At 61.1% G+C, this 22,020-nt stretch carries 26 protein-coding genes; all 26 read right to left on the bottom strand.

Features of this window, described 5'->3' with window-relative positions:
- Positions 1-2: 2 nt before the first annotated feature.
- A complete protein-coding gene (hisI, locus tag PHW99_RS04345; protein WP_300174154.1) occupies positions 3-392 on the bottom strand; it encodes a phosphoribosyl-AMP cyclohydrolase in 390 nt (129 codons plus the stop codon).
- Between the two features lie 81 nt (positions 393-473).
- On the bottom strand, positions 474-1,253 hold the full coding sequence (gene hisF, locus PHW99_RS04340; protein WP_300174152.1) for an imidazole glycerol phosphate synthase subunit HisF: 780 nt from the start codon (positions 1,251-1,253) through the stop codon (positions 474-476).
- Positions 1,254-1,295: 42 nt separating this feature from the next.
- Positions 1,296-2,036 (bottom strand): 1-(5-phosphoribosyl)-5-[(5-phosphoribosylamino)methylideneamino]imidazole-4-carboxamide isomerase, encoded by a 741-nt coding sequence (gene hisA / locus PHW99_RS04335; RefSeq protein ID WP_300174150.1) that lies wholly within the window; start codon positions 2,034-2,036, stop codon positions 1,296-1,298.
- Positions 2,037-2,172: 136 nt separating this feature from the next.
- A complete protein-coding gene (hisH, locus tag PHW99_RS04330; RefSeq protein ID WP_300174148.1) occupies positions 2,173-2,856 on the bottom strand; it encodes an imidazole glycerol phosphate synthase subunit HisH in 684 nt (227 codons plus the stop codon).
- Between the two features lie 51 nt (positions 2,857-2,907).
- Complete coding sequence (hisB, locus tag PHW99_RS04325) at positions 2,908-3,546, bottom strand: imidazoleglycerol-phosphate dehydratase HisB (RefSeq protein ID WP_300174146.1); 639 nt, start codon at positions 3,544-3,546, stop codon at positions 2,908-2,910.
- Positions 3,543-4,652 (bottom strand): histidinol-phosphate transaminase, encoded by a 1,110-nt coding sequence (gene hisC / locus PHW99_RS04320; protein ID WP_300174143.1) that lies wholly within the window; start codon positions 4,650-4,652, stop codon positions 3,543-3,545. Before hisC ends, hisB begins: the two co-directional genes overlap by 4 nt.
- Before the next feature lie 71 nt (positions 4,653-4,723).
- On the bottom strand, positions 4,724-5,182 hold the full coding sequence (locus PHW99_RS04315; RefSeq protein ID WP_300174141.1) for a hydrogenase maturation protease: 459 nt from the start codon (positions 5,180-5,182) through the stop codon (positions 4,724-4,726).
- A 9-nt stretch (positions 5,183-5,191) separates the two neighbouring features.
- Positions 5,192-6,682, bottom strand: coding sequence for a Ni/Fe hydrogenase subunit alpha (locus PHW99_RS04310; RefSeq protein WP_300174139.1), 1,491 nt, complete (start codon positions 6,680-6,682; stop codon positions 5,192-5,194).
- 10 nt (positions 6,683-6,692) lie between these two features.
- Positions 6,693-7,271, bottom strand: a complete 579-nt coding sequence (locus PHW99_RS04305) for an NADP oxidoreductase (protein ID WP_300174137.1) — start codon at positions 7,269-7,271, stop codon at positions 6,693-6,695.
- Complete coding sequence (locus PHW99_RS04300; protein ID WP_300174135.1) at positions 7,268-7,996, bottom strand: 2Fe-2S iron-sulfur cluster-binding protein; 729 nt, start codon at positions 7,994-7,996, stop codon at positions 7,268-7,270. The genes PHW99_RS04305 and PHW99_RS04300 overlap by 4 nt, the downstream gene beginning before the upstream one ends.
- Positions 7,993-9,804, bottom strand: a complete 1,812-nt coding sequence (locus PHW99_RS04295) for an NAD(P)H-dependent oxidoreductase subunit E (protein WP_300174133.1) — start codon at positions 9,802-9,804, stop codon at positions 7,993-7,995. Before PHW99_RS04295 ends, PHW99_RS04300 begins: the two co-directional genes overlap by 4 nt.
- A 100-nt stretch (positions 9,805-9,904) precedes the next feature.
- Complete coding sequence (gene hisD / locus PHW99_RS04290) at positions 9,905-11,230, bottom strand: histidinol dehydrogenase (RefSeq protein ID WP_300174131.1); 1,326 nt, start codon at positions 11,228-11,230, stop codon at positions 9,905-9,907.
- A 220-nt stretch (positions 11,231-11,450) separates the two neighbouring features.
- Positions 11,451-11,780: a hypothetical protein gene (locus PHW99_RS04285; protein WP_300174129.1), complete on the bottom strand. Its 330-nt coding sequence runs from the start codon at positions 11,778-11,780 to the stop codon at positions 11,451-11,453.
- Between the two features lie 150 nt (positions 11,781-11,930).
- Complete coding sequence (locus PHW99_RS04280; RefSeq protein ID WP_300174234.1) at positions 11,931-12,677, bottom strand: class I SAM-dependent methyltransferase; 747 nt, start codon at positions 12,675-12,677, stop codon at positions 11,931-11,933.
- Positions 12,678-13,255: 578 nt separating this feature from the next.
- Positions 13,256-13,888 carry a prolyl oligopeptidase family serine peptidase gene (locus tag PHW99_RS04275; protein ID WP_300174127.1) on the bottom strand — a complete coding sequence of 211 codons (633 nt, stop codon included), beginning with the start codon at positions 13,886-13,888 and terminating at the stop codon, positions 13,256-13,258.
- A 309-nt stretch (positions 13,889-14,197) separates the two neighbouring features.
- A complete protein-coding gene (locus PHW99_RS04270; protein WP_300174125.1) occupies positions 14,198-14,779 on the bottom strand; it encodes a dihydrofolate reductase family protein in 582 nt (193 codons plus the stop codon).
- 316 nt (positions 14,780-15,095) lie between these two features.
- Entirely contained in the window at positions 15,096-15,731 is a 636-nt protein-coding gene (gene hisG, locus PHW99_RS04265; RefSeq protein ID WP_300174123.1) for an ATP phosphoribosyltransferase, read from the bottom strand.
- 77 nt (positions 15,732-15,808) lie between these two features.
- Entirely contained in the window at positions 15,809-17,080 is a 1,272-nt protein-coding gene (murA, locus tag PHW99_RS04260) for a UDP-N-acetylglucosamine 1-carboxyvinyltransferase (RefSeq protein ID WP_300174121.1), read from the bottom strand.
- Between the two features lie 4 nt (positions 17,081-17,084).
- On the bottom strand, positions 17,085-17,327 hold the full coding sequence (locus tag PHW99_RS04255) for a BolA family protein (RefSeq protein ID WP_300174119.1): 243 nt from the start codon (positions 17,325-17,327) through the stop codon (positions 17,085-17,087).
- Positions 17,328-17,341: 14 nt separating this feature from the next.
- On the bottom strand, positions 17,342-18,097 hold the full coding sequence (locus PHW99_RS04250) for an ABC transporter permease (protein WP_300174117.1): 756 nt from the start codon (positions 18,095-18,097) through the stop codon (positions 17,342-17,344).
- Positions 18,094-19,041 (bottom strand): ABC transporter ATP-binding protein, encoded by a 948-nt coding sequence (locus PHW99_RS04245; RefSeq protein WP_300174115.1) that lies wholly within the window; start codon positions 19,039-19,041, stop codon positions 18,094-18,096. Before PHW99_RS04245 ends, PHW99_RS04250 begins: the two co-directional genes overlap by 4 nt.
- A 23-nt stretch (positions 19,042-19,064) precedes the next feature.
- Entirely contained in the window at positions 19,065-19,337 is a 273-nt protein-coding gene (locus PHW99_RS04240) for an STAS domain-containing protein (protein ID WP_300174113.1), read from the bottom strand.
- Between the two features lie 2 nt (positions 19,338-19,339).
- Complete coding sequence (locus PHW99_RS04235) at positions 19,340-19,999, bottom strand: phospholipid-binding protein MlaC (protein WP_300174111.1); 660 nt, start codon at positions 19,997-19,999, stop codon at positions 19,340-19,342.
- 28 nt (positions 20,000-20,027) lie between these two features.
- Complete coding sequence (locus PHW99_RS04230; RefSeq protein ID WP_300174109.1) at positions 20,028-20,783, bottom strand: VacJ family lipoprotein; 756 nt, start codon at positions 20,781-20,783, stop codon at positions 20,028-20,030.
- 6 nt (positions 20,784-20,789) lie between these two features.
- A complete protein-coding gene (mlaD, locus tag PHW99_RS04225) occupies positions 20,790-21,278 on the bottom strand; it encodes an outer membrane lipid asymmetry maintenance protein MlaD (RefSeq protein ID WP_300174108.1) in 489 nt (162 codons plus the stop codon).
- A gap of 70 nt (positions 21,279-21,348) precedes the next feature.
- A partial coding sequence (gene mlaE, locus PHW99_RS04220; protein WP_300174107.1) for a lipid asymmetry maintenance ABC transporter permease subunit MlaE occupies positions 21,349-22,020 on the bottom strand: 672 nt, incomplete at its 5' end.

The raw sequence follows: 22,020 nt of genomic DNA, 5'->3' as shown, positions 1-22,020 counted from the left end.
GTTCACTTGTAAATGGTTTGCGGGTCTTTCAGAACCGGTTCGCTGGCTTGCCAGACCCCGTCCTTGAGAACGCTGAAAAAGCAGCTATGGCGCCCGGTATGGCAGGCAATGCCAGGCGTGTGTCCGAGCTGGGTGACCTTGAGCAGGACCACATCCGCATCACAATCGACACGGATTTCATGCACGGTCTGGACATGACCGGACTCTTCACCCTTGAACCAGAGTTGGTTGCGCGAACGGCTGAAATACACCGCCCGCCCCAGAGCCACGGTTTTTTCCAGGGCTTCGCGGTTCATCCACGCCAGCATCAGCACGTCGCCGCTGCCCTGCTCCTGGGCAATCGCCGGCACCAGCCCCTGCGCGTCCCACTTGATGCTGTCCAGATAATTCATGCCCGCATTGTCGACGATCTGAAACACTCTTTTTTTGATAGCTTAAAACCCAATGAATACGTGGGCTAGCACTCAAAAACCTTATAAACGTACCGGAATGCCGCGTTCGGCCATACGCGCCTTGGCCTGCGCCACGGTGAATTCGCCATAGTGAAAAATGCTGGCCGCCAGCACCGCATCGGCCCCACCCTGCTGAATGCCATCCGCCAGATGGTCGAGTGTGCCGACGCCGCCGGAGGCAATCACCGGCACACTGACCGCATCACTCACCGCGCGAGTCAGCGCCAGATCAAATCCGGCCTTGGTACCATCGCGGTCCATGCTGGTGAGCAGAATCTCGCCAGCGCCATAGTCGGCCATCTGTTTGGCCCAGGCCAGCGCGTCAAGCCCGGTGTTCTTGCGCCCGCCATGGCTGTAGACGTCCCAGCCTTCGCCACGGTTGAGCATGTCCTCACCAAAGCGCCGCTTGGCGTCAATGGCCACCACAATGCACTGGGCACCGTATTTGCGTGAAGCATCCCGGATGACCTGCGGGTTGGCAATCGCGGCCGAATTGAAGCTGGTCTTGTCCGCCCCGGCGTTGAGCAGGCGGCGCACATCGTCCACGGTACGCACACCGCCGCCCACGGTCAGCGGAATGAACACCTGGCTGGCCACGGCTTCGATGATGTGCAGGATCAGGTCACGGCCGTCGCTGGTGGCCGTGATGTCCAGAAAGGTCAGCTCATCGGCCCCCTGATCGTTGTACCGCGCGGCAATCTCCACCGGGTCACCGGCATCACGCAGTTCGACAAAGTTGACGCCTTTGACCACGCGGCCACCAGTGACGTCCAGACAGGGGATGATGCGTTTAGCGAGCACAGTGTCCTTGCAAATCAAAAAAGTTCGGGCAGCGGCGTGATGTCAGCCGTTGAGTTCATCCGCACGCGCCTGGGCGGCTTCAAAATCGAGGTCGCCGCTGTAGATGGCACGCCCGCAGATGACCCCTTCAATACCTTCATCTTCCACCTCACACAGGGCCTCGATGTCAGTGATGCTGGACAGGCCGCCCGAGGCGATCACCGGAATCGTCAGGGCCTGGGCCAGGCGCACGGTGGCGTCGATGTTGATGCCGCTGAGCATGCCGTCGCGGCCAATGTCGGTGTAGATGATGGACTCGACACCGAAGTCTTCAAACTTCTTGCCCAGGTCAACCACATCGTGTTTGGTGAGCTTGCTCCAGCCGTCGGTGGCCACCTTGCCGTCCTTGGCGTCCAGGCCAACGATGATGTGGCCACCAAACGCGGTGCAGGCGTCCTGCAGGAAGCCCGGGTTGCGCACCGCCGCCGTGCCGATGATGACGTAACGCAGGCCGGCGTCCAAGTAACGTTCGATGGTATCCAGGTCACGGATGCCGCCGCCAAGCTGGACATCCACCTCGCTGCCGATGGTCTTGAGGATCTTGCGGATGGCGGCCTCGTTTTTCGGCTGGCCGGCAAAAGCGCCGTTCAGGTCCACCAGATGCACCCGCCGCGCGCCCTTGTCCACCCAACTGCGTGCCATCACCGAAGGTTCTTCGCTGAAGGTGGTGGCAAGTGTCATGTCACCTTGCTGCAGGCGCACACAGTGGCCGTCTTTGAGATCGATCGCGGGAATTAAAAGCATGATGCTTAAGGCTGAGGGTGGAAGAAAACGGAACTGGAAGCAGGCACGGAACAAGCCATGAGAGCCCGCTCAGGCAGTGCGCGGGAGGCGCACAGAACAAAAAAACGATGACATGGTGGCGTCAGGCGAAACTGGGTCAAGGGTTCCAGTGAAGGAAGTTGCGGTACAGGGACAAACCGTGTTCGGCGCTTTTTTCAGGATGAAATTGTGTAGCAAAAATATTATCACGCGCAATGGCCGAACTGAAACGCTGGCCATAGTCGGTCTCGCCCACGCTGTGGCGTGCATCCGACGGTTTGACATAAAAACTATGCACGAAGTAGAAATAACTGCCGTCGGGCACCGCGCCCCACACCGGGTGCGGCGCGCCGCCATGGTTGTTGCGCCAGACCTGGTTCCAGCCCATTTGGGGCACCTTGTAGCGGCTGCCATCGGGCTGCAGCTGACCAGCCAGCTCGAACCGAAGCACCTCGCCGTGGATCAGCCCCAGGCCCGGGGTGTCGCCCTCGGCACTGTGGTCCAGCAACATCTGCATGCCCACACACACCCCGAACAGCGGCTTGCTGGCGGCCGCTTCAAGCACCGACTCCTGCAATCCTGATTCGCGCAACTCACGCATGCAGTCGGGCATGGCACCCTGGCCCGGCAACACCACACGCTCGGCGGCACGCACCTGTTCCGGGTCCGCCGTGATCACCACCCGGTAACCACTGCCCTGCGCCGCCACTTGCACCGCCTGCGACACCGAGCGCAGGTTGCCCATGCCGTAATCGACCACCACCACGGTTTTTCCCGAGGTCTTGTTTACTATTAAATTCATAGCTATCTAGGCAATGGATGCGCGGACTAAAAGCCAATTTTTCATATAAAACTAGAGCGACCCCTTGGTCGACGGGATGCTGCCCAGGGCGCGGGGGTCAAACTCCAGCGCACTGCGCAGCGCGCGGGCAAAGGCCTTGAACACGGTTTCGGCCTGGTGATGGGCGTTTTCCCCCTTGAGGTTGTCAATGTGCAGCGTGACAAACGCGTGGTTGACAAAACCCTGGAAAAACTCGTGCACCAGCTGGGTGTCAAACGTGCCAACCATGGCGCTTTTGAATGGCACATCCATCACCAGGCCAGGCCGACCGGAAAAGTCGACCACCACCCGGGAGAGTGCTTCGTCCAGCGGCACATAGGCATGGCCGTAGCGGCGGATGCCTTTTTTGTCACCCACCGCCTTGTGCACCGCCTGCCCCAGTGTGATACCGACATCTTCCACCGTGTGGTGGCCATCGATGTGCAGGTCGCCTTCGGCGTCAATGTCCAGGTCAATCAGGCCATGGCGGGCAATCTGATCGAGCATGTGGTCAAAAAAACCAATACCGGTGTGCAGGCGCGACACGCCGGTGCCGTCCAGGTTGACGCGCACCGAAATCTGCGTCTCTGCCGTGTTGCGGGAAAGCTCGGCGATCCGCGGGACACGGGTGGCCAGGGCTTCAGGGAGTTCGGTCAAGGGATAGTTTGTCATAACGAGGCTTCCAGGGCGTCCAACAGCTGGCGGTTCTCGGGCGCCGTGCCCACTGTCAGGCGCAGGCAGTTGTTCAGGAGAGAGTGCATTTTAGAAACGTTCTTGACCAGCACACCATGGGCCACCAGGCCATCAAAGGTTTTTTGTGCCTGCGGCACACGCAGCAGGATCATATTGGCCTCGCTGGGGAACACCCGGACACCGGGCAGTTTTGCCAGCGCCTGCATCAGCATCGCGCGCTGTGCCCGTATCTCGCGGGCTTGTGCCTCAAATACATCCGCATGTTCAAGCGCAAACAAGGCCGCCTCGCAGTTGAGCACACTCACGTTGTACGGTGGCCGCACCTTGTTGATCTCGGCCACCAGCGCCTGGGGCCCGACCAAATACCCCAGGCGCACGCCGGCAAGGCCAAACTTGCTCAGAGTGCGCAGCAACAGCACGTGGCAGTGGCGGGGCAGTTGGTCCAACCAGCTTTTGGCGGCGAACGGCTGGTAGGCCTCGTCAATCACCACCAGACCACCGGCCTGCCCCGCCGCCTCGACCACCGCCAGCATGGCAGCGTCGTCCCACAAATTCGCGCTCGGGTTGTTCGGGTAGGCCAGATAGGTGATGGCCGGTCGGTGCCGGGCAATCGCGGCCAGCATGGCCGGCACATCCAGTTCAAAGTCCGCCGTCAGCGGCACACCGTGAAAGTCCAGCCCCTGCCATTGCGCACTCATGGCGTACATGACAAACCCTGGCTCAGGCGCCAGCACACTGGCCTTTTGAAAACCACAGGCCGCCTCGGGCGGACGGGCACACGCCAGCGCCAACAGGCTGATGAGTTCATCCGAGCCATTGCCCAGCATCAGGTCAAACCCCTCGGGCACCGGGACAAAACGGCGCAAGGCGGCCTGCAAATCGTGGACACCTGGCCCCGGATAACGGTTGAGCGCCAGCGCACCCAGCCGCTGCCCCAGCTGCGCCTGATACTCAGGCGGCAGGCCATAGGGGTTCTCCATGGCGTCAAGCTTGACCATGCCGCTGGCATCATGAACCACATAGGCCTGCATGGCCTGGACGTCAGGACGGATGCGCGAGGCAATCAGGTCTTTTAACGCCGACATGGCAAGGGACTCAGCAACAAAGGGGAAACAACAGCGCGCAGCAACATGGGCATCCAGTGTAAAGCCTGACTTCAGCCCGCCGGCAACCACGTCGTCCTGACCCATGACAAGGCTGCCGCCAAATGCGCCAGCGCGCTCGGGCTGGGAGGCTGGCCCAGCTCAAAACCGCTGCCACGGATAGCCAACAAGGTGCATGGCGGCGGCGTCTGCCCCTGCAGGTTCTGATACACCTGCAGCAGCGCCTGCGGAGACAGGCTATGGGTGGTGTAGCTGCTGTCTGGCGCGGCCTGCAGCGCAGACACCTCAAAAGGTGCCGCAGCACTCAGGCTGGCGTCCACCAGCAACACCCGGGAGCGTCCCACCAGGTCCAGCGCGTGCTCGACCTGCAGTTGGTAGTCCTCCAGCAGCTCCACCTGGTCACCCAGGGCCGCCAGCAGGCTCTGACGTAAGGCGGCCAACAGCATCGGCCCCAGCGCATCATCACCGCGGCTCGGGTTGCCCCAGCCCAGAATCAGCAGCGGCGCTGTCATGCCAGGGGGTCAGTCGACATGCACGAATTCGCCCGTGGAAGATTTCTGCACCTGGTCCAGCCGGGTGCCGTCGGCAGCCAGCAGCGTCACGTCCAGCGGCATCTGGCCAAGCGCGTGGGTGGCACAGGACAGGCAGGGGTCATAAGCACGAATGGCCACCTCGATGTGGTTGAGCAGGCCCTCGGTGAGCTCCCGACCATCGAGATATTCACGCGCCACGGACCGCACCGCCTCGTTCATGGCCTGGTTGTTGTGGGTGGTGGAGACGATCAGATTGCAGCGGGTGACCAGATCATCGTCACCCACGTCGTAGTCATGGATCAGGGTGCCGCGCGGCGCCTCGATCATGCCCACACCACTGCGCTGGCGCACGCCGCTGGTCACCAGGTCACCTGCCAGCAGGGCCGGGTCGGCCAGCAGCTGACCAATCACCTCGACACAGTGCAACAGCTCAATCATGCGCGCCCAGTGGTAGGCCAGTGAGGCATGCACCAGTTCACCCCGTCCCCAGGCCACAAAGGCCTGGCGTTCGGTCTCAGCCCGCTCGCTGGGAATGAAGTCGCAGTTCTGCACCCGCGCCAGCGGCCCGACGCGGTACCAGCCACGTTCGGCACCGAGGCTGCGCAAATGCGGGAACTTCATGTAACTCCAGGGGCGCACTTCCTCCTCGATCAGCTCCAGATAACGCTGATCTTCCACACCATCAAACAATATCCGCCCAGCCGCATCCCGCACCCGCAACACACCGTCGTACAAGTCCATGGCGCCATCGGCCCGCACCAATGACAACAGGTTCGACTCAAAGCTGCCAAACTGGTTGTACAGCGCCGGGTTCTGCGCATGCAGGGCTTTGGCAATGTCCACCGCGTCCTGCGCCCAGCTCAGCATTTGAGGCAGGTCGTGCAGCAGGCTGTCGCGCTCCTGCTTGGTGACCAGTTTGTTGACGCCGCCGGGCACTGCACCGGTGCCATGCACCCGCTTGCCCGAGGTGATGCGAATGATCTCCTGGCCAAACTTGCGCAGCAAAATACCCTTTTTGGCGATCTCGGGATGCGCCTGCGCCACGCCAACAATGTTGCGTTTGGCCACATCGGAGTCAAAGCCAAACAGCAGGTCGGGTGAAGACAGATGGAAAAAATGCAGAGCATGGGACTGCAGCATCTGGCCGTAGTGCATCAATCGGCGCACCGCCGTGGCACTGGCGGTCACCGGCCTGGCACCGACAATCCGGTCAAAAGCCTTGGCCGCGGCCAGGTGGTGCGACACCGGGCAGATGCCGCACAAGCGCTGCACCATCACCGGCACTTCCCAATACGGGCGGCCTTCAATGAATTTTTCGAAGCCACGAAACTCGACGATGTGCAGGCGCACCTGCTGGATGTGATGGTGCTCATCCAGCAGCAGCGTGACCTTGCCGTGCCCTTCGACACGTGACACCGGGTCAATCGCCACGCGGCGCAACCCTTCGGGGTGGGCAGCAGTTTCCAAAGCAAAAGTCATGACGGCAACCTCAGTCGTAATGCAAAAGCCCGTGGCCCAGCTGCGGGGTGCGTCCGGCCAACAGGTCGGTCAGAAACGACCAGATGGCGTCTGCGCTGGGTGGACAACCAGGCAAAAAGTAGTCCACATGCACCACCTCATGGATCGGGTGCACATGGTTCAGCGGCAACGGCAGCTCAGGGTCGTTGGGAACCTGACTGGCCGTGGAGGTTCCCCGGTGGCTGCAATACACGTCACGCAGCATCTGGCCGACATCCAGCGGGTTGCGCTGCGCCGGCAGGCCACCGTTGATGGCGCAGGCGCCGACGGCCACCAGGGTCTTGCAGTGGGCGCGAAACTCTCGCAGCACCTCGACGTTTTCGGCATTGCACAGCCCGCCCTCCACCAGACCGATGTCGCAGCGACCGATGGTCTTGATGTCGGTCAGCGGGGAGCGGTCAAACTCGATGTGTTCCAGCAGCGTCAACAGACGTTCGTCGATATCCAGAATCGACATGTGGCAGCCAAAACACCCGGCCAGCGAGACCGTGGCGACCTTGAGTTTGCGTGGCTGATACAGCGGCACGGTGTGGTCTGGCGTGCCGTTCATGCGGCCCCCTCCTGGGTTTGTGAAATCGGCTCAAGATCAAAACGGCGCTGACCAATCGGGATGACAAAACCGCGCCGCTTGGGCAAGATGGCGCCGACCGGACACACCTGGGCCGCGTGATCCGTGGCCGCGATCTGGCTGTCGCCCAGCAGGCCACTTGGGCTGTTGACCACCAGGCGGGTCTGGACCCCATGGCCACTGACGGCAAACACATTCTTGCCATCCAGATCGCGACTGGCGCGCACACACTGCTCACACAGGATGCAACGGTTGAGGTCCAGCAGCAGGTCCGGGTGGCTGGCGTCCACCTTGCGATTGGGGTAGAACTCTTCAAAATGCGGGTCGGTCATGCCCGCCTCGTAGGCCGTGGCCTGCAGGCGGCAGTTGCCACTTTTTTCACACGAGGGGCAAAAGTGATTGCCCTCGACAAACAACATTTGCAACAGGGTGCGGCGCAGGGTGCGCAACTCTTCCGTGTTGCTCTCGACGTTCTGGCCGGCACTGGCCTGCACAGTGCAGGCCGCCCCCATGCGACCATTGACCTTGACGGTACACAAGCGGCACGAGCCATGGGCATGCAGCCCGTCACGCCAGCACAGGTGCGGAATGTAGCCGCCAGCGCGGGTCACCGCCTGCATGATGGTGTCACCCGGCGCAAATTCGATGTCCTGATCATCAAACGTGAACGTGCCCGGACTCAGGGCGTCAATACGCTGGTTACTCATGGCAGTGTCTCCAGATGGGCGCCGGCATCGTTGCGGGCAGTCGCCTGGCGGGCTTGGGACAGCTCGGCATCCAGATCAAACCCCGGCACAAAGTGCAGGGATGTCAAATGTCGCTCATAAGCCGGGCGAAACTTGGCAATGGTGTCACGCAAGGGGTTGCAGGCTGCAGCCCCCAGGCCACAGTGGGTGGCGCCGTGCATGAGTTTGTCCAGTTCATACAACTCCTGGACATCCTGGCTGGAACCATGACCCCGCTGCAATTTATCCAGGCGGCGCACCACCAGTTCGTTGCCGACACGGCATGGCGTGCAAAAACCGCAACTCTCATGCGCGAAAAAATGCGCGAAGTTGCGCGCCACCTCAAACATGTCACGTGAGCGGTCGAACACCATGAAGGCGCCAGCGGTGGGCACATCCTCAAACCCGATGCGTCGACCAAATTCAGAGACCGACAGACAGACGCCGGACGGCCCCCCGACCTGCACCGCTTGGGTATCGTGGGCACCACAGTCTTCCAAAATGCGCCCAATACGCGTGCCAAACGGGTATTCGTAAATGCCAGGACGCTCACAGTCACCTGAGACCGAGTGGATTTTGGTGCCGGTGGACTGAGCCGTGCCAATGCCGCTCCACCAGGCCCCGCCACGCAAGGCAATGTGGGTAACGGCGCAGAAGGTTTCCACATTGTTGACCGTGGTGGGCTGCCCCTGATAACCGCACTCCACCGGAAACGGCGGGCGGATGCGCGGCGTCCCGCGCTTGCCTTCCAGTGACTCGATCAATGCCGACTCTTCACCGCAGACATAGGCGCCAGCGCCCACGTGAATGGCGATGTCAAAATCAAAACCGGCCCGGCCCTGGATATTGGTCCCGAGCAGCCCCTGCTCACGGCGGCGCTGCAAGACCGCCTGCAGGTGGCCAAGCAGGTAGTGGTATTCGCCGCGCAGATACATCAGCCCCTGGCGTGCCCCCACCACCAGGGCCGCCACCGTCATGCCTTCCACCACCGCATCGGCATAACTGGTCAGCAGCACCCGGTCCTTGAAGGTGCCAGGCTCGCCCTCGTCAGCGTTACACACCACATAATGCGCCTGCCCCGGGGCATTGCGGCATAGCTGCCATTTGAGGCCGGTGGCATAGCCGGCACCACCACGACCTCGCAACTTGGCGGACTTGACCTCTTCAAGCATGGCCTGCGGCCCACGCGCCAACGCGGCCGCCAGCGCCTGTCCGGGAACCGGCTGCAAGCCGAGTTTGACATCCGCCCGCCGGATCTGATCCTCCACCCGTGACCATTCGACCGGCCACAGGTCCGGCGGTACCTGCTGTTCAATCAACGCCGCCAACTGCGCCACCCGCTCAGGGGTGAGCCGCGTGACCACCTGCTGGTGATTGACCAGCAAAGCCGGCCCCTGGTCACACAAACCGGTGCATGAGGTGGTGGCGACACTGACCCGGCCATCAGCGCGCATCTGCCCCGGCTGCACACCCAGCCGGGTGCAGAGATCACGCAGCAAAGCCTCGCTGCCCAGCAGGCGGTCAGTGATGTTGTCACTGAACAAAATGCGGTAGGTTCCAACCGGCTGCATGTGAAAAAAGCGGTAAAACCCCGCTACCCCTTCCACATGGGCCAGCGTCAGACCCAGGGTGTTGGCAATCTGACTCAAGGCGGACCGGGGTAACCAGCCCTGCAGCGCCTGTAGTTCACGCAGAATCTGTACCAGCGCTCCGGGTTCATGGTGGTGACGTGCCAGCAGTTGCGCCAGCTCTGCGGATGGCAATTCGATGGTCGGACAGGTTGGACTCATGGCTTGGACAGGTGGCCTGTGAAATGGTACCAGTGGAGCAGCTTACCCCATCACGAAGGCCAGAGCCAGCAACGCGTCAAACCATGCTCTGCCGTCAGGCTCAGTTCTTCGGCTTCAAACGCATCTCGGCCGCGCGGGCGTGGGCTTGCAGGCCCTCACCATGCGCCAGCACCGAGGCAATCTGGCCCAGCGTCTGGGCACCAGTCTGGCTGACCTCGATCAGGCTGCTGCGCTTCTGGAAGTCGTACACACCCAGCGGGGAACTGAAACGCGCCGTGCCGCTGGTGGGCAGCACATGGTTGGGGCCGGCGCAGTAGTCGCCCAGGCTCTCACTGGTGAATGCCCCCAGAAAGATCGCCCCGGCGTGCCTGAGCAGGGGCTCCCACAGGTGTGACTCACGGCTGGAGACTTCCAGGTGTTCCGGCGCGATCAGGTTGCTGATGTCACAAGCCTCTTCCATGCTGCGGGTCAAAATCAGCGCACCACGGTCGGTGAGCGACTTGGCGATGATGTCGCGCCGGGGCATCTCCGGCAGCAGGCGGTTGATGGATGCCTGCACCTGGTCGATGTACGCGGCATCCGGGCACAGCAAAATGCTCTGCGCCAGCTCGTCGTGCTCGGCCTGGCTGAACAGGTCCATCGCCACCCAGTCCGGCGGCGTGCTGCCATCGGCCAGCACCAGAATCTCGCTCGGCCCGGCGATCATGTCGATGCCGACCACGCCGAACACACGCTTTTTGGCGCTGGCCACATAGGCGTTGCCCGGGCCGGTGATCTTGTCCACCTTGGGCACCGTGGCGGTGCCGTAAGCCAGCGCCGCCACAGCTTGCGCACCGCCGATGGTGAAGGCCCGGGTCACGCCAGCCACATAGGCGGCGGCCAGCACCAGCGCGTTTTTTTCACCCTTGGGGGTGGGCACCACCATGATGATCTCACCCACACCGGCCACATGGGCCGGGATGGCGTTCATCAACACGCTGGAGGGGTACGCCGCCTTGCCGCCGGGCACGTAAATGCCGACGCGGTCCAGCGGCGTGACCTTCTGGCCCAACAGCGTGCCGTCTGCATCGCGGTAGCTCCAGCTCTCGCCACTGGCCTTCTTTTGCGCTTCGTGGTAGCTGCGCACCCGGCGGGCGGCGGACTCCAGGGCGCTGCGCTGCACGTCGGGCAAGGCATCAAACGCGGCTTTGAGTTCGGCCTGAGTCAGCTCCAGCTCGGCCACGGCGCTGGCCTGCAGGCCGTCAAAACGGGCGGTGTAGTCCAGCACAGCGACATCACCGCGCTGTTGCACGTCCGCCAGAATGTCGGCCACGCGTTGCTCAATGCCGGCATCGGTGTCCGCTGACCAATGCAGACGGGCTTTGAATTCAGCCTCAAAAGTGCTGCTGGCGGTGGATAAACGGGCGGGGGTAGCGATGGAATTCATGGTGATCGGTTTGAGGTTGGCTCAAGTTTAGCGGGCAGTGGCAGCATGAGCGTGCGCGGGGGCAATCCATGCCATCGACGAGACAGACAGCTATCCTATATATAGCTATATAGGCTTATTTTACGCGGGCTATAGGCATAAAACACACATAACAGGTGGCATCCAGCGGGTTGTGCGGTGCCGGTGCCGGACCAGGAAGTCTGGTCTGACTCGTCAGATCTCATTCATCGCTGCGCGTGGCCTGGGATTGGGCTTCGCAGGCCTGCTCGCGCAAGTGAACCAAGCCTGGAGGCTCGGCGGAAAACCAGAACCACTGAGGGTCGGTGCCCCCCATGCGCAGAATGAATTGTGCAAAGGTGAGCGTGACAACCACAGCAAGAACCAGGACCACGAACAACGCCGTGACGCCGACCACGCTATAAAACAAGACCAGATGCAACGGCATCTTGGGCACCAGTTGGGAGCCGGCAACGCCCACCAGCAATGACAAAAGCACGATGGCGAGAAGCGCTTTCGCGAGAATTGGCTTGTTGAGTTTCGAAAGTATCATGATCGCTCCCAGTGAAATTTTTGCCGAAACAACTTCGCCAGCAAAGCTCTATTTTGCTATGTTAAATATAGCTTACTATGCTTATTTTGTGCGGGCAAAAAGGCTAAATATGCCAACAAGACAAACTCCTCCGCACCCCAGACATGACGGCTATCGTTTTATCAGCGCGAACACCCCCCAGCCCAGGTAGTCACGCGTGTAAGCGGCGTAGCGCTCGGGTTCGGAGGTCAGTTGGGCGCGAACCTCTTTCGCCAACTCGTCGTCTGGATTGGCTTCCAGCCATCGGCGCATGGTGAGCCATTTGGCCGCCTCGTATCTGTCCCAGCCGTCCTGGTCAGCCAGCACCATTTCAACAACATCGTAGCCAAGGTGGCCGAAAGACGCGAGCAGTTCCGGGAGCATGAGAAAGTCGGAGATGGCATTGGCAAGACACCCCTTGGCAACCTCCTCCGTCGGCGGCAACTGCCGCCAGAAGGGTTCGCCGATGAGGATGATCCCTGCGGTGTACACGCTCCGCGCCAGCAGCCCGATGGTGCCGGCGACTCCCCCGCCGATCCAGGTGGCACCGACACAGGCTGCCACATCGGCCTTTTCGTCGGAGACGTAACCGGACGCATCGCCATGGATGAACTTGACTTGATCGGCAACGCCGAGTTCTACCGCACGGCGTTTCGCTTGCTCGGTGAACAGCTGGCTCATGTCGATGCCGGTGCCGATGACGCCGTGGTCGCGTGCCCAGGTGCACAGCATCTCCCCCGAACCGCTGCCGAGGTCGAGCACCCGGGCTCCCGATGCCAGCCGCAGCGCCGCACCGAGCGTGGCGAGCTTTTCGGGGGTGATCGGGTTATGGATGCGGTGGGCGCTTTCGGTGATGTTGAAGATCCGCGGGATGTCCATTTCAGAAAATCTCCTGATGGGCTTGAGTGGCCGCCCGGCGGTCTCCTCGAAGCGATGGTTAGGCATGATTGGTCTGGCCATCCCGGCTGTTGGCCAGTTTGGGGGGATAACGGGGGACAAGGATTCCCTCTTCGACAACCGCCAAAACAGGTCGACCTTCGGGCTCCGTTCGCCATATCCTTGCCGGATAGCAACGGCTAGCGGGTTGCCACCCCTGTGGAATGAACTCGTACGTCCAATCAGGATGGCCTACTTCACACACAGTGGCATGGTACGTGTTGTCTGTGTCCCAGGATGTGACTGCAACGGAAACCTCCCCGTCGGTCGCCTTGCCAGAATCGTAGGCCACGATCGCTGACACAATGTTGGGACCGGCACGTTGCTCAGAGAATCCAACGACACCCAGGAAAGCGGCCATCATCAATGGCACAGGGTGCCAGAAGACAACCGCTGCAATGACGCCTGTTGCAGCCCCAGCCAGAAACCACTTGTGCATGTGAGGCGCAAACCTCATGGTAGATCTGAGGCAAGAAATTTGGTCTTCAACGGACAGCGCTCGCATCGTGTATGTCCAATGTTCAAGGTAACGGGCGCACGGCTTGCGGCGCGTCCCTGCTGACTGCAACGTTGGGCTGTTGGCTTTGCCGACGGAAAAAGCTGACGATCATTTGTGTCTGTCTGGCAGGCCAAGCGTGGTTGCCGCTATGGATGAAAGTCACTAATTCAACACCGTCGCTGTTTCTTGCAAGACTGACTTCATCTTGTTTGGCTTCAACCGAAATGATGCCAAACCGAGCAGCAGCGTACTTGATGGATTGGCGTTGCCATTCAAAGGGAACGATATCGTCCCGGATACCCATCCCCATAAAAACGGAACGTGGCTCAGCCACGTCGATCAGTGTGTCGGCCTGGGCAGCAGAAAATGCTAGCGCGGCAAAACGATGCCCGCGCAGCGCCCATAAAATTCCGACAAAACGTGCCCCGTTTGAATGCCCGACTGCAAACACCCTTCGCTGGTCAATTTTGTAATGCTGGGCCAACGCATCCAGCGTCGCATCGGTCAATGCGACATCGCGGTCGTTCATGTCGCCGGGGTTGATCTGCCACCCTGGATGCAGACCTTCCCGGTCGTATGGAGCAGGGTTGCCAGGAAGGCCATCGAGATACACCACCAATGCTTCCGGCCACTCGATGTGCAGGCGCGTGCCCATTGCCATTTCCTTGGCACTGCTTCCACGCCCATGGAAGGCAAGCACCGTTGGCGCAGGCGCAGTCGTGGAAGCCGGTGCGCAAACCATTCCCGTACGATCAATGCCTCGCACAGATAACGTCTTGTGTTCACATGCAGCATACGCATTGCCATAACATGCTGCGCAAAATAAGAGATGAGCAAGTAGTCTCATGATGCCTGGTGGAGCCAACGTTTGAAGTCACCGACGCTGCTCGGCTTCATCGCGCAGCGACCGTAGGGAGCGAGGTTGAGCGCCATGTCAGGCGTAGGCCTTGTCGTGCACCGGCAATCAGCGCTCGACGGCGTACCGAACCAGAAGCAGGCTTGAGCCATCGAAGGTGCGGGTGTCCAGCAGGCGAAGCGAGCCAGGCGACCGGGTCTCGAAGGCCCGGACACCCTCACCAACAACACCAGCGCCGATCATGAAATGCAGCTCATCGACCAAGCCAGCGGCGAGAAGATCGTTCCAGAGGACGTGACTGCCAAATACCAGGATTTCCCGCCCCAGCCCCTTCTTGAGTGCCGCGACCTCCGCGTGTGCACTGGCACGCGGTACGACACGGGTCGGCCCCCACCCCTCGACCTCCTCTGGCTTCAGGCTGTTCGAGACCACCACCTTCTCGATAGTGGTGTTGAGACGCGAGATTTCGCGCTCCACCGCCGGCTGACTCGCGTCCTCGGCAACCGCGGGCCAGTAGGAGCGGAAGGCCTCGAACGACTGACGCCCGAGTAGCAGCGTGCCGGCCGCCCGGAGCCGTTCCGCGTTGTAGTCGGAGAAGCCGCTGTCGAACGGCATGGCCATGATGTTCCCGCCTGGGCCGGAGAAAAACCCGTCAAGCGAAATGATGTTGCAGACGATCAGCTTGCGCATGATTGGTAAATCTCCTTTCGGCCAACAAATTCGAAAGAAAGCATCAAGAAAAATCATTAGAGCAGAAAATCAGCCGATTCCTGAGCTTCCATAGGAAGCCCCATGTGGAAGCCCCATGTGCCCATGAAAACGGGTCAAGCCCGGGACGATTCAAAAGGGTCAAAGTCCCGATTTCATCAACACTTTAATGAACCGGCTTGTGTGTACTGGGTACGCTGCTTCATCCGGTTCAGTGGGCTTGCATGTGCTCCAAGTGGCCGCGGGCGGCACAGGCAGCCCGCTGGATGCGCTCAGCCGCCTGGGGCAAGAACGCTGATCACCCCACCGCCGACTCAAACGCGTCAATGATGCGGCGAATCGGTGCCTGTTTGAGCTTCAGCGCGGCCTGGTTGACCACCAGGCGGGAGCTGATGTCCATGATGTGTTCCACCTCCACCAGGTGGTTGGCCTTGAGGGTGTTGCCGGTGGAGACCAGGTCCACGATGGCATCGGCCATGCCGACCAGAGGGGCGAGTTCCATGCTGCCGTAGAGCTTGATCAGGTCCACGTGCACGCCTTTGCTGGCGAAAAACTCGCGTGAAATCGCCACGTATTTGGTGGCCACCGTCAGGCGCGAACCTTTTTTGACGGCGCTTTGGTAGTCAAAGTCCGAGCGCACCGCCACGCTGATGCGGCATTTGGCAATCTGCAAATCCAGCGGCTGGTACAGGCCATCGCTGCCGTGCTCCAGCAGCGTGTCCTTGCCGGTGATGCCCATGTCGGCCCCGCCGTATTGCACGTAGGTGGGCACGTCGGTGGCGCGCACCACCAGCACCCGCACGTCGGGCTGGTTGGTGGTCAAAATGAGTTTGCGGGATTTTTCGGGGTCTTCCAGCACCTCGATGCCTGCGGCTTTGAGCAGCGGCAGGGTTTCTTCAAAGATACGTCCCTTGGACAGTGCAATAGTGATCATTTTGGCCTCTAGCCCTTATAAAACATGCGCAAACAGCTATTAAAACAATAGCATCTTATAGCTGCTGCGGCTGGCTGTTACTTGACGCGCTCGATGTCGGCACCCAGGGCGCGCAGCTTGGTTTCCATCTGGTCGTAACCACGGTCCAGGTGATAGATGCGGTCGACCAGGGTTTCGCCTTCGGCCACCAAGGCGGCAATCACCAGGCTGGCCGAGGCGCGCAAGTCGGTCGCCATGACGGTGGCACCCGAGAGTTGCGGCACCCCTTCAACCATCGACACCTTGCCGTCGATCTGGATGTTGGCCCCCAGGCGCACCAGCTCGTTGACGTGCATGAAGCGGTTTTCGAAGATGGTCTCGGTGACCTTGGATGCACCCCTGGCCACCGCGTTGAGCGCCATGAACTGGGCCTGCATGTCGGTCGGAAAGCCTGGGTATTCGGTGGTGCGAAAGCTCTGAGCCTTGAGGTGCGCCGCACCCGGCGACTGCACCCGGATGCCGTCTGGCTCGGCGGTGACGGTCACGCCAGCATCGCGCAGTTTCTCGACCACGGCTTCCAGGTGGTCGATGCGGCCATGTTGGGCCAGCACGTCGCCCCCGGCCACGGCCACGGCGCACAAAAAGGTGCCCGCTTCGATGCGGTCGGCCACCACCTGGTGGGTGCAGCCATGGAGTTTTTCCACGCCCTGGATGCGGATGCGGCTGGTGCCGTGGCCCTCGATCCTGGCACCCATCTTGATCAGCATTTCTGCCAGGTCGGGGATCTCGGGCTCTTGCGCGGCGTTTTCCAGAATGGTTTCGCCTTCGGCCAGGGTGGCGGCCATCAGAAAGTTTTCGGTGCCGGTGACGGTGACCATGTCGGTGGTGATGCGGGCCCCTTTCAGGCGGGTGCGGCCCGCGGGCAACCTGGCCACCATGTAGCCGTGTTCGACCACGATTTCGGCGCCCATGGCGGTCAGTCCCTTGATGTGCTGATCCACCGGGCGTGAGCCAATCGCGCAGCCGCCGGGCAGCGACACCTTGGCGTGGCCAAAACGGGCCAGCAAAGGCCCCAGCGCCAGCACCGAGGCGCGCATGGTTTTGACCAGCTCGTAAGGGGCCTGAGGGTTGTTCAAAGCACCCGCATCGATCAACACCAGGCCGTCGTCAGAACGCTCGGCACTCACCCCCATGTTGCGAATGAGTTTGAGCATGGTGGCTACATCCTGCAGGCGTGGCACATTGCGCAGGGTAACCGGTTCGGCCGTCAGCAAGGCGGCGCAGAGTTCAGGCAGAGCGGCATTCTTGGCGCCGGAGATGGTGACTTCGCCATTGAGGGCACGACCGCCGCGAATCAGTAATTTGTCCATGGCTTCAGGCGTTCAACGCTGCCCACTCAGCCGGGGTGAACGCCTTGATGGACAGGGCGTGCACCTCGTCGGTTTTCATCCGGTCACCCAGCGTGGCATATACCCGCTGGTGGCGCTGGATGGCGCGCTTGCCCTCAAACTCGGCCGAAACCAGGGTGGCATACCAGTGGCGCCCGTCACCCTCCACTTCGAGGTGCCCACACGGCAATCCGGCGGCAATCAGTGCTTTAAGCTGGTCAGCTGTCATAAAAATCCAAAAAATCAGGAACGAATACGGTAACCAATGCGCAACAGGTACAGCGCAACAGCGCTGACCCCCAGTGTGGTTGCGCCCACAACACCCAGACTCAGCCACGGCGACACATCACTGATGCCGAAAAAGCCATAACGAAAACCATCAATCATGTAGAAAAATGGATTGAAGTGGCTCACGGTTTGCCAGAACGGCGGCAAGGAATGGATGGAATAAAACACACCACTCAAAAACGTCATGGGCATCACCACAAAGTTCTGGAACGCCGCCAGTTGGTCGAATTTTTCAGACCACAAGCCGGCAATGATGCCCAGCGCGCCCATCAGCGCCGCCCCCATCAACGCGAACACCACAATCCACGCCGGGGCCACGAAACTGAAGTCGGTGAAAAAGGCCGACACCACAAACACCCCCAGACCAACCACCAGCCCGCGAACAATGGCGGCCCCCACATAGGCCACGAACCAATGCACGTGCGACAGCGGCGTCAACAGCAGGAACACCAGATTGCCCATGACCTTGCTGGCGATCAATGACGACGAGCTGTTGGCGAAGGCATTCTGCAGCAGGCTCATCATGGCCAGGCCAGGCACCAGAAAAGCGGTGTAACTCACCAGGTCATAGACCTTGACGTGGGATTCGAGCGCATGGCCAAAAATCAGCAGATACAGCATGGCCGTCAACACCGGGCCGGTGATGGTCTGCGCCGCCACCCGCCAGAACCGCAGCACTTCCTTGTAGAACAGCATTTGCCAGCCGGTCATGACTGCGCTCCTCTGGCCCCTGCCGAATCGGCATGCCGGTTCATCACGTCCAGGAAAACATCTTCCAGGTCGGCCCGGCGAATTTCGATATCGTGGGCGATCAAACCCGCCTCGCGAACCAGCGCCAGATAACGCTCAACCGCCAACGCGTCCTGCGCAGGCACCTGTACCACCCGGCCGGTCACGCGGGCGCCCGCGGCCAGGGCGGGCGGCAGGTCGCGGTCGACCTTGAAACGCAGCACATTGCTGGACGCCGCCTTGAGCAGCGCACTGGTGCTGTCCAGCGCCACCACCCGGCCGGTCTTGAGCATCGCAATACGGCCACACAGCGCCTCCGCCTCTTCCAGGTAGTGGGTGGTCAGCAGCACGGTGTGGCCCTGTTTATTGAGTTTGGCAATGAAGTGCCACAAGGTCTGGCGCAGCTCCACATCCACGCCGGCGGTAGGTTCATCCAGCACGATCACCGGGGGCTTGTGCACCAGCGCCAGCCCGACCAGCACCCGGCGTTTCATGCCGCCTGACAGCGCCCGCATGTTGGCGTTGGCCTTGTCGGCCAGACCCAGACTGTCGAGCAGTTCGTCAATCCAGTCATCGTTGTGTTGCACACCGAAGTATCCGGACTGAAACCGCAAGGCTTCGCGCACATTGAAAAACGGGTCAAACACCAGCTCCTGCGGCACGACGCCAATCGCCCGCCGGGCAGCGGCAAAATCGGTCTGGACATCGTGGCCCATCACGCTGGCACGCCCGGACGTCGCTTTGGCGAGTCCGGCCAGAATGGTGATCAGGGTGGTTTTGCCAGCCCCATTGGGGCCAAGCAGACCAAAAAACTCTCCTTGCTCGATGTTCAGGCTGACGTTGTCAAGCGCCAGAAAGGTGCTGCCCTGAGGACCGCGCGGAGAAGGGTAGGCTTTGGAAACGGATTGAAATGAGATCGCAGGCATGGGTTGGCGATTTTACCGGCGGGTCAGGTCACCGGCGCCGACAGCAGTTCGGCAATGCCATACAGGCCTGCCAGATCCGCCAGGCGCGGGGGCCACCCAACCAGACGGAAAGACCTGCCGCGCGTCAGGGCCTGGCGGCGCAGCGCCAACAGCACCGCCAGCGCGGCAGAGTCAAACTGGCTCAGATTGACCGCATCCACCTCCACCACGGTCGACTCTGCCTGCAACACCGCTCCCAGCTCACGCAGGCAGTCGGTCGCCGTGGCCAGCGTCAGCGTCTGCGGCAAGGTCAGCACATTCAACCTTTGGCGGGTTTGGCAGCCCCCGCGGCAGCATTGGCCTTGTTACGCTCGGTCAGCGTGGCAATCAGCCCGTCAAGGCCCTTGGCATTGATCTCTTGGGAAAACTGGCTGCGATAGGTGTCCACCAGCCAGACGCCGAGCACATTGAGGTTGTAAATTTTCCAGCCTGCACCTTCACCAGCGGTTTTTTCCAGCCGGTAATCGAGCTGCACCGGGTCACCACGCCCCTTGATCAGGGTGCGCACAATGACTTCCTTGTCCTCGGGCGCGGCCCGCATGGGTTTGATGCTGAAGGTCAGGTTCTTGGCCTGGCTCATGGCTCCGGAGTAGGTGCGCACCAGGAGCTTCTTGAACTCAGACTCCAGTCGGGCGCGCTGTTCCGGGGTCGCCTTGCGCCAGGCCGGACCAACCGCAGAAGAGGTCATCCGCTGGAAATTCACGTAAGGCATGACTTTCTGGTCCATCAGTTCGATGATGCGATCCACATCACCGGCCTGGATGGCCTTGTCCGCCTGAATGGTATCGAGTGCGTCCTTGGTCAGCCGGCCAATCAGCGCATCGGGTGCCTCATCCGCTGCCCGCGCAGGCAAGGTGCCGAGAGTGAGGGCGACACCCCCCACCAGGGATAACCATCGAAGCAGGAAACGTCTTTGCATGATCATGTCACTCCCATCCAGAAATTAATTATTGGTCAGCCTTGTCACCAGGGGCAGGGATCACTTCCTCGTCTGGTGGATTGCCGTCATACACGGCGTTGCGGCGGCTCTGCAAATAGGCGTCACGGGTAAAGGTGTAGGGGTCCAGCGCCACCTGGCCAAGCATCTCCGAAGCCTGCAGCAGTTGGGCCCGTGTGTTCACCAGCTTCAAGGCGGTGGCAGCATTGCGGCTGGGCACATCCGCGCGGGACAACGGATTGCCTTGATCGTCCACCGGCAGCGCCACCGTATCACGAACCGTGGACGGCCCCAGCAGCGGCAACACCAGATACGGGCCGGGACCAACACCCCAATAACCCAGGGTGTGGCCAAAATCCCGGGTGTGGCGCTCAATGCCCATCTCGGTGGCAAGGTCCAGCACCCCCGCCAGGCCAAACACGCTGTTGACCCCAAAACGCACCAGACTGTTGCCCGCTGCCTCACCTTTGAGCTGCAAGGCATTGTTCACGGCAGACCAGGCGTCCTGCAAATTGGCAAAAAAATTGGTGACCCCGGTGCGCACTGGTGACGGCATCACATCACGGTAGGTGGTTGCCACCGGCTTGATCACCGCACGGTCAAGCGCATCATTAAAACCATAGACCCCCCGGTTGAAGGATTCCAGCGGATCGCGTGGATGGCCTCCCGGCGCCGCGGCGCAGGCAGTCAGCAACAGGACGGCCGCCCCGGCGCACAAACGCCTGGTGATACGGTTGAATCCCTGAACAATATTTTTTTTCTTCATGATGTCTTATTTGGCAGCGCCGGAAGCCGCAGAACCGGCTGGCTCCGCCGCCTTGTTGTACAAAAACTGGCCAATCAGGTTCTCCAGCACCACCGCAGACTGCGTGTTGGAGATCACGTCGCCCGAAGCCAGATTTTTATCGTCAGCCCCCGCCTCAATCCCCAGATACTGGTCCCCCAGCAGGCCGCTGGTCAGGATTTTCAGGGAGCTGTCCTTGGGGAAGACATAACGCTTTTCCAGCGCCAGGGTGACCCGGGCCTGAAAGCTTTTGTCATCAAAAGCAATACTTTCCACGCGCCCCACGACCACGCCGGCACTTTTTACCGCAGCCTTGGGTTTGAGCCCGCCAATATTATCAAACGTGGCCACCACGGCATACGTCTTCTGAAAATTCAGGCTCAGCAAATTGGCAGCCTGCAGCGCCATGAACAGCACTGCAGCAGCACCGATCAGCACAAACAAACCCACCCACACGTCCGTTCTGGAGCGTTGCATCAGCTCTCTCCCACATGGTTTGGCAAGCAGGACCACGCGCCACAATGGCCGTGCCCCTGATCACCAGGTTTCAAATACCAAACATCACGGCGGTCAACACAAAGTCAAGCCCCAGCACCGCCAGCGAGGACATCACCACCGTGCGCGTCGTTGCGAGCGACACACCTTCAGGCGTGGCCTGCGCCACGTGCCCTTGCAGCAGGGCGACAAAAGTCACGGTCACACCAAACACCAAGCTCTTGAGGACACTGTTTCCGATGTCGCTCCAGACGTCCACCCCCCCCTGCATCTGGCTCCAGAACGCGCCACCGTCGACACCAATCATCACCACACCGACAAACCAGCCGCCGATGATGCCCACCGCGCTGAACACCGCCGCCAGTACCGGCAGGGCGATCACGCCTCCCCAGAAACGCGGCGCCAGAATGCGGCTGACCGGGTCCACCGCCATCATTTCCATCGCACTGAGCTGCTCGCCGGCCTTCATCAGACCAATTTCCGCCGTGAGCGAGGTGCCGGCCCGCCCGGCAAACAACAGCGCCGAAACCACCGGCCCCAATTCACGCACCAGGCTCAGCGCCACCAGCTGTCCCAGCGCGTCAGCCGAACCAAAATCCTGCAAGGTGTAGTAGCCCTGCAACGCCATGACAAAACCCACGAACAGGCCCGACACGCTGATGATGCCCAACGAGTAGTTGCCCAGGAAATGGATCTGGTTGCGCACCAGGCCAAAACGACGCAG

Origin of the sequence: Rhodoferax sp. (assembly GCF_028689305.1) — a bacterium.
GTDB lineage: Bacteria > Pseudomonadota > Gammaproteobacteria > Burkholderiales > Burkholderiaceae_C > Rhodoferax.
Note: the sequence above shows the minus strand (reverse complement) of the source record. Positions and strands in the feature narration are given on the sequence as shown.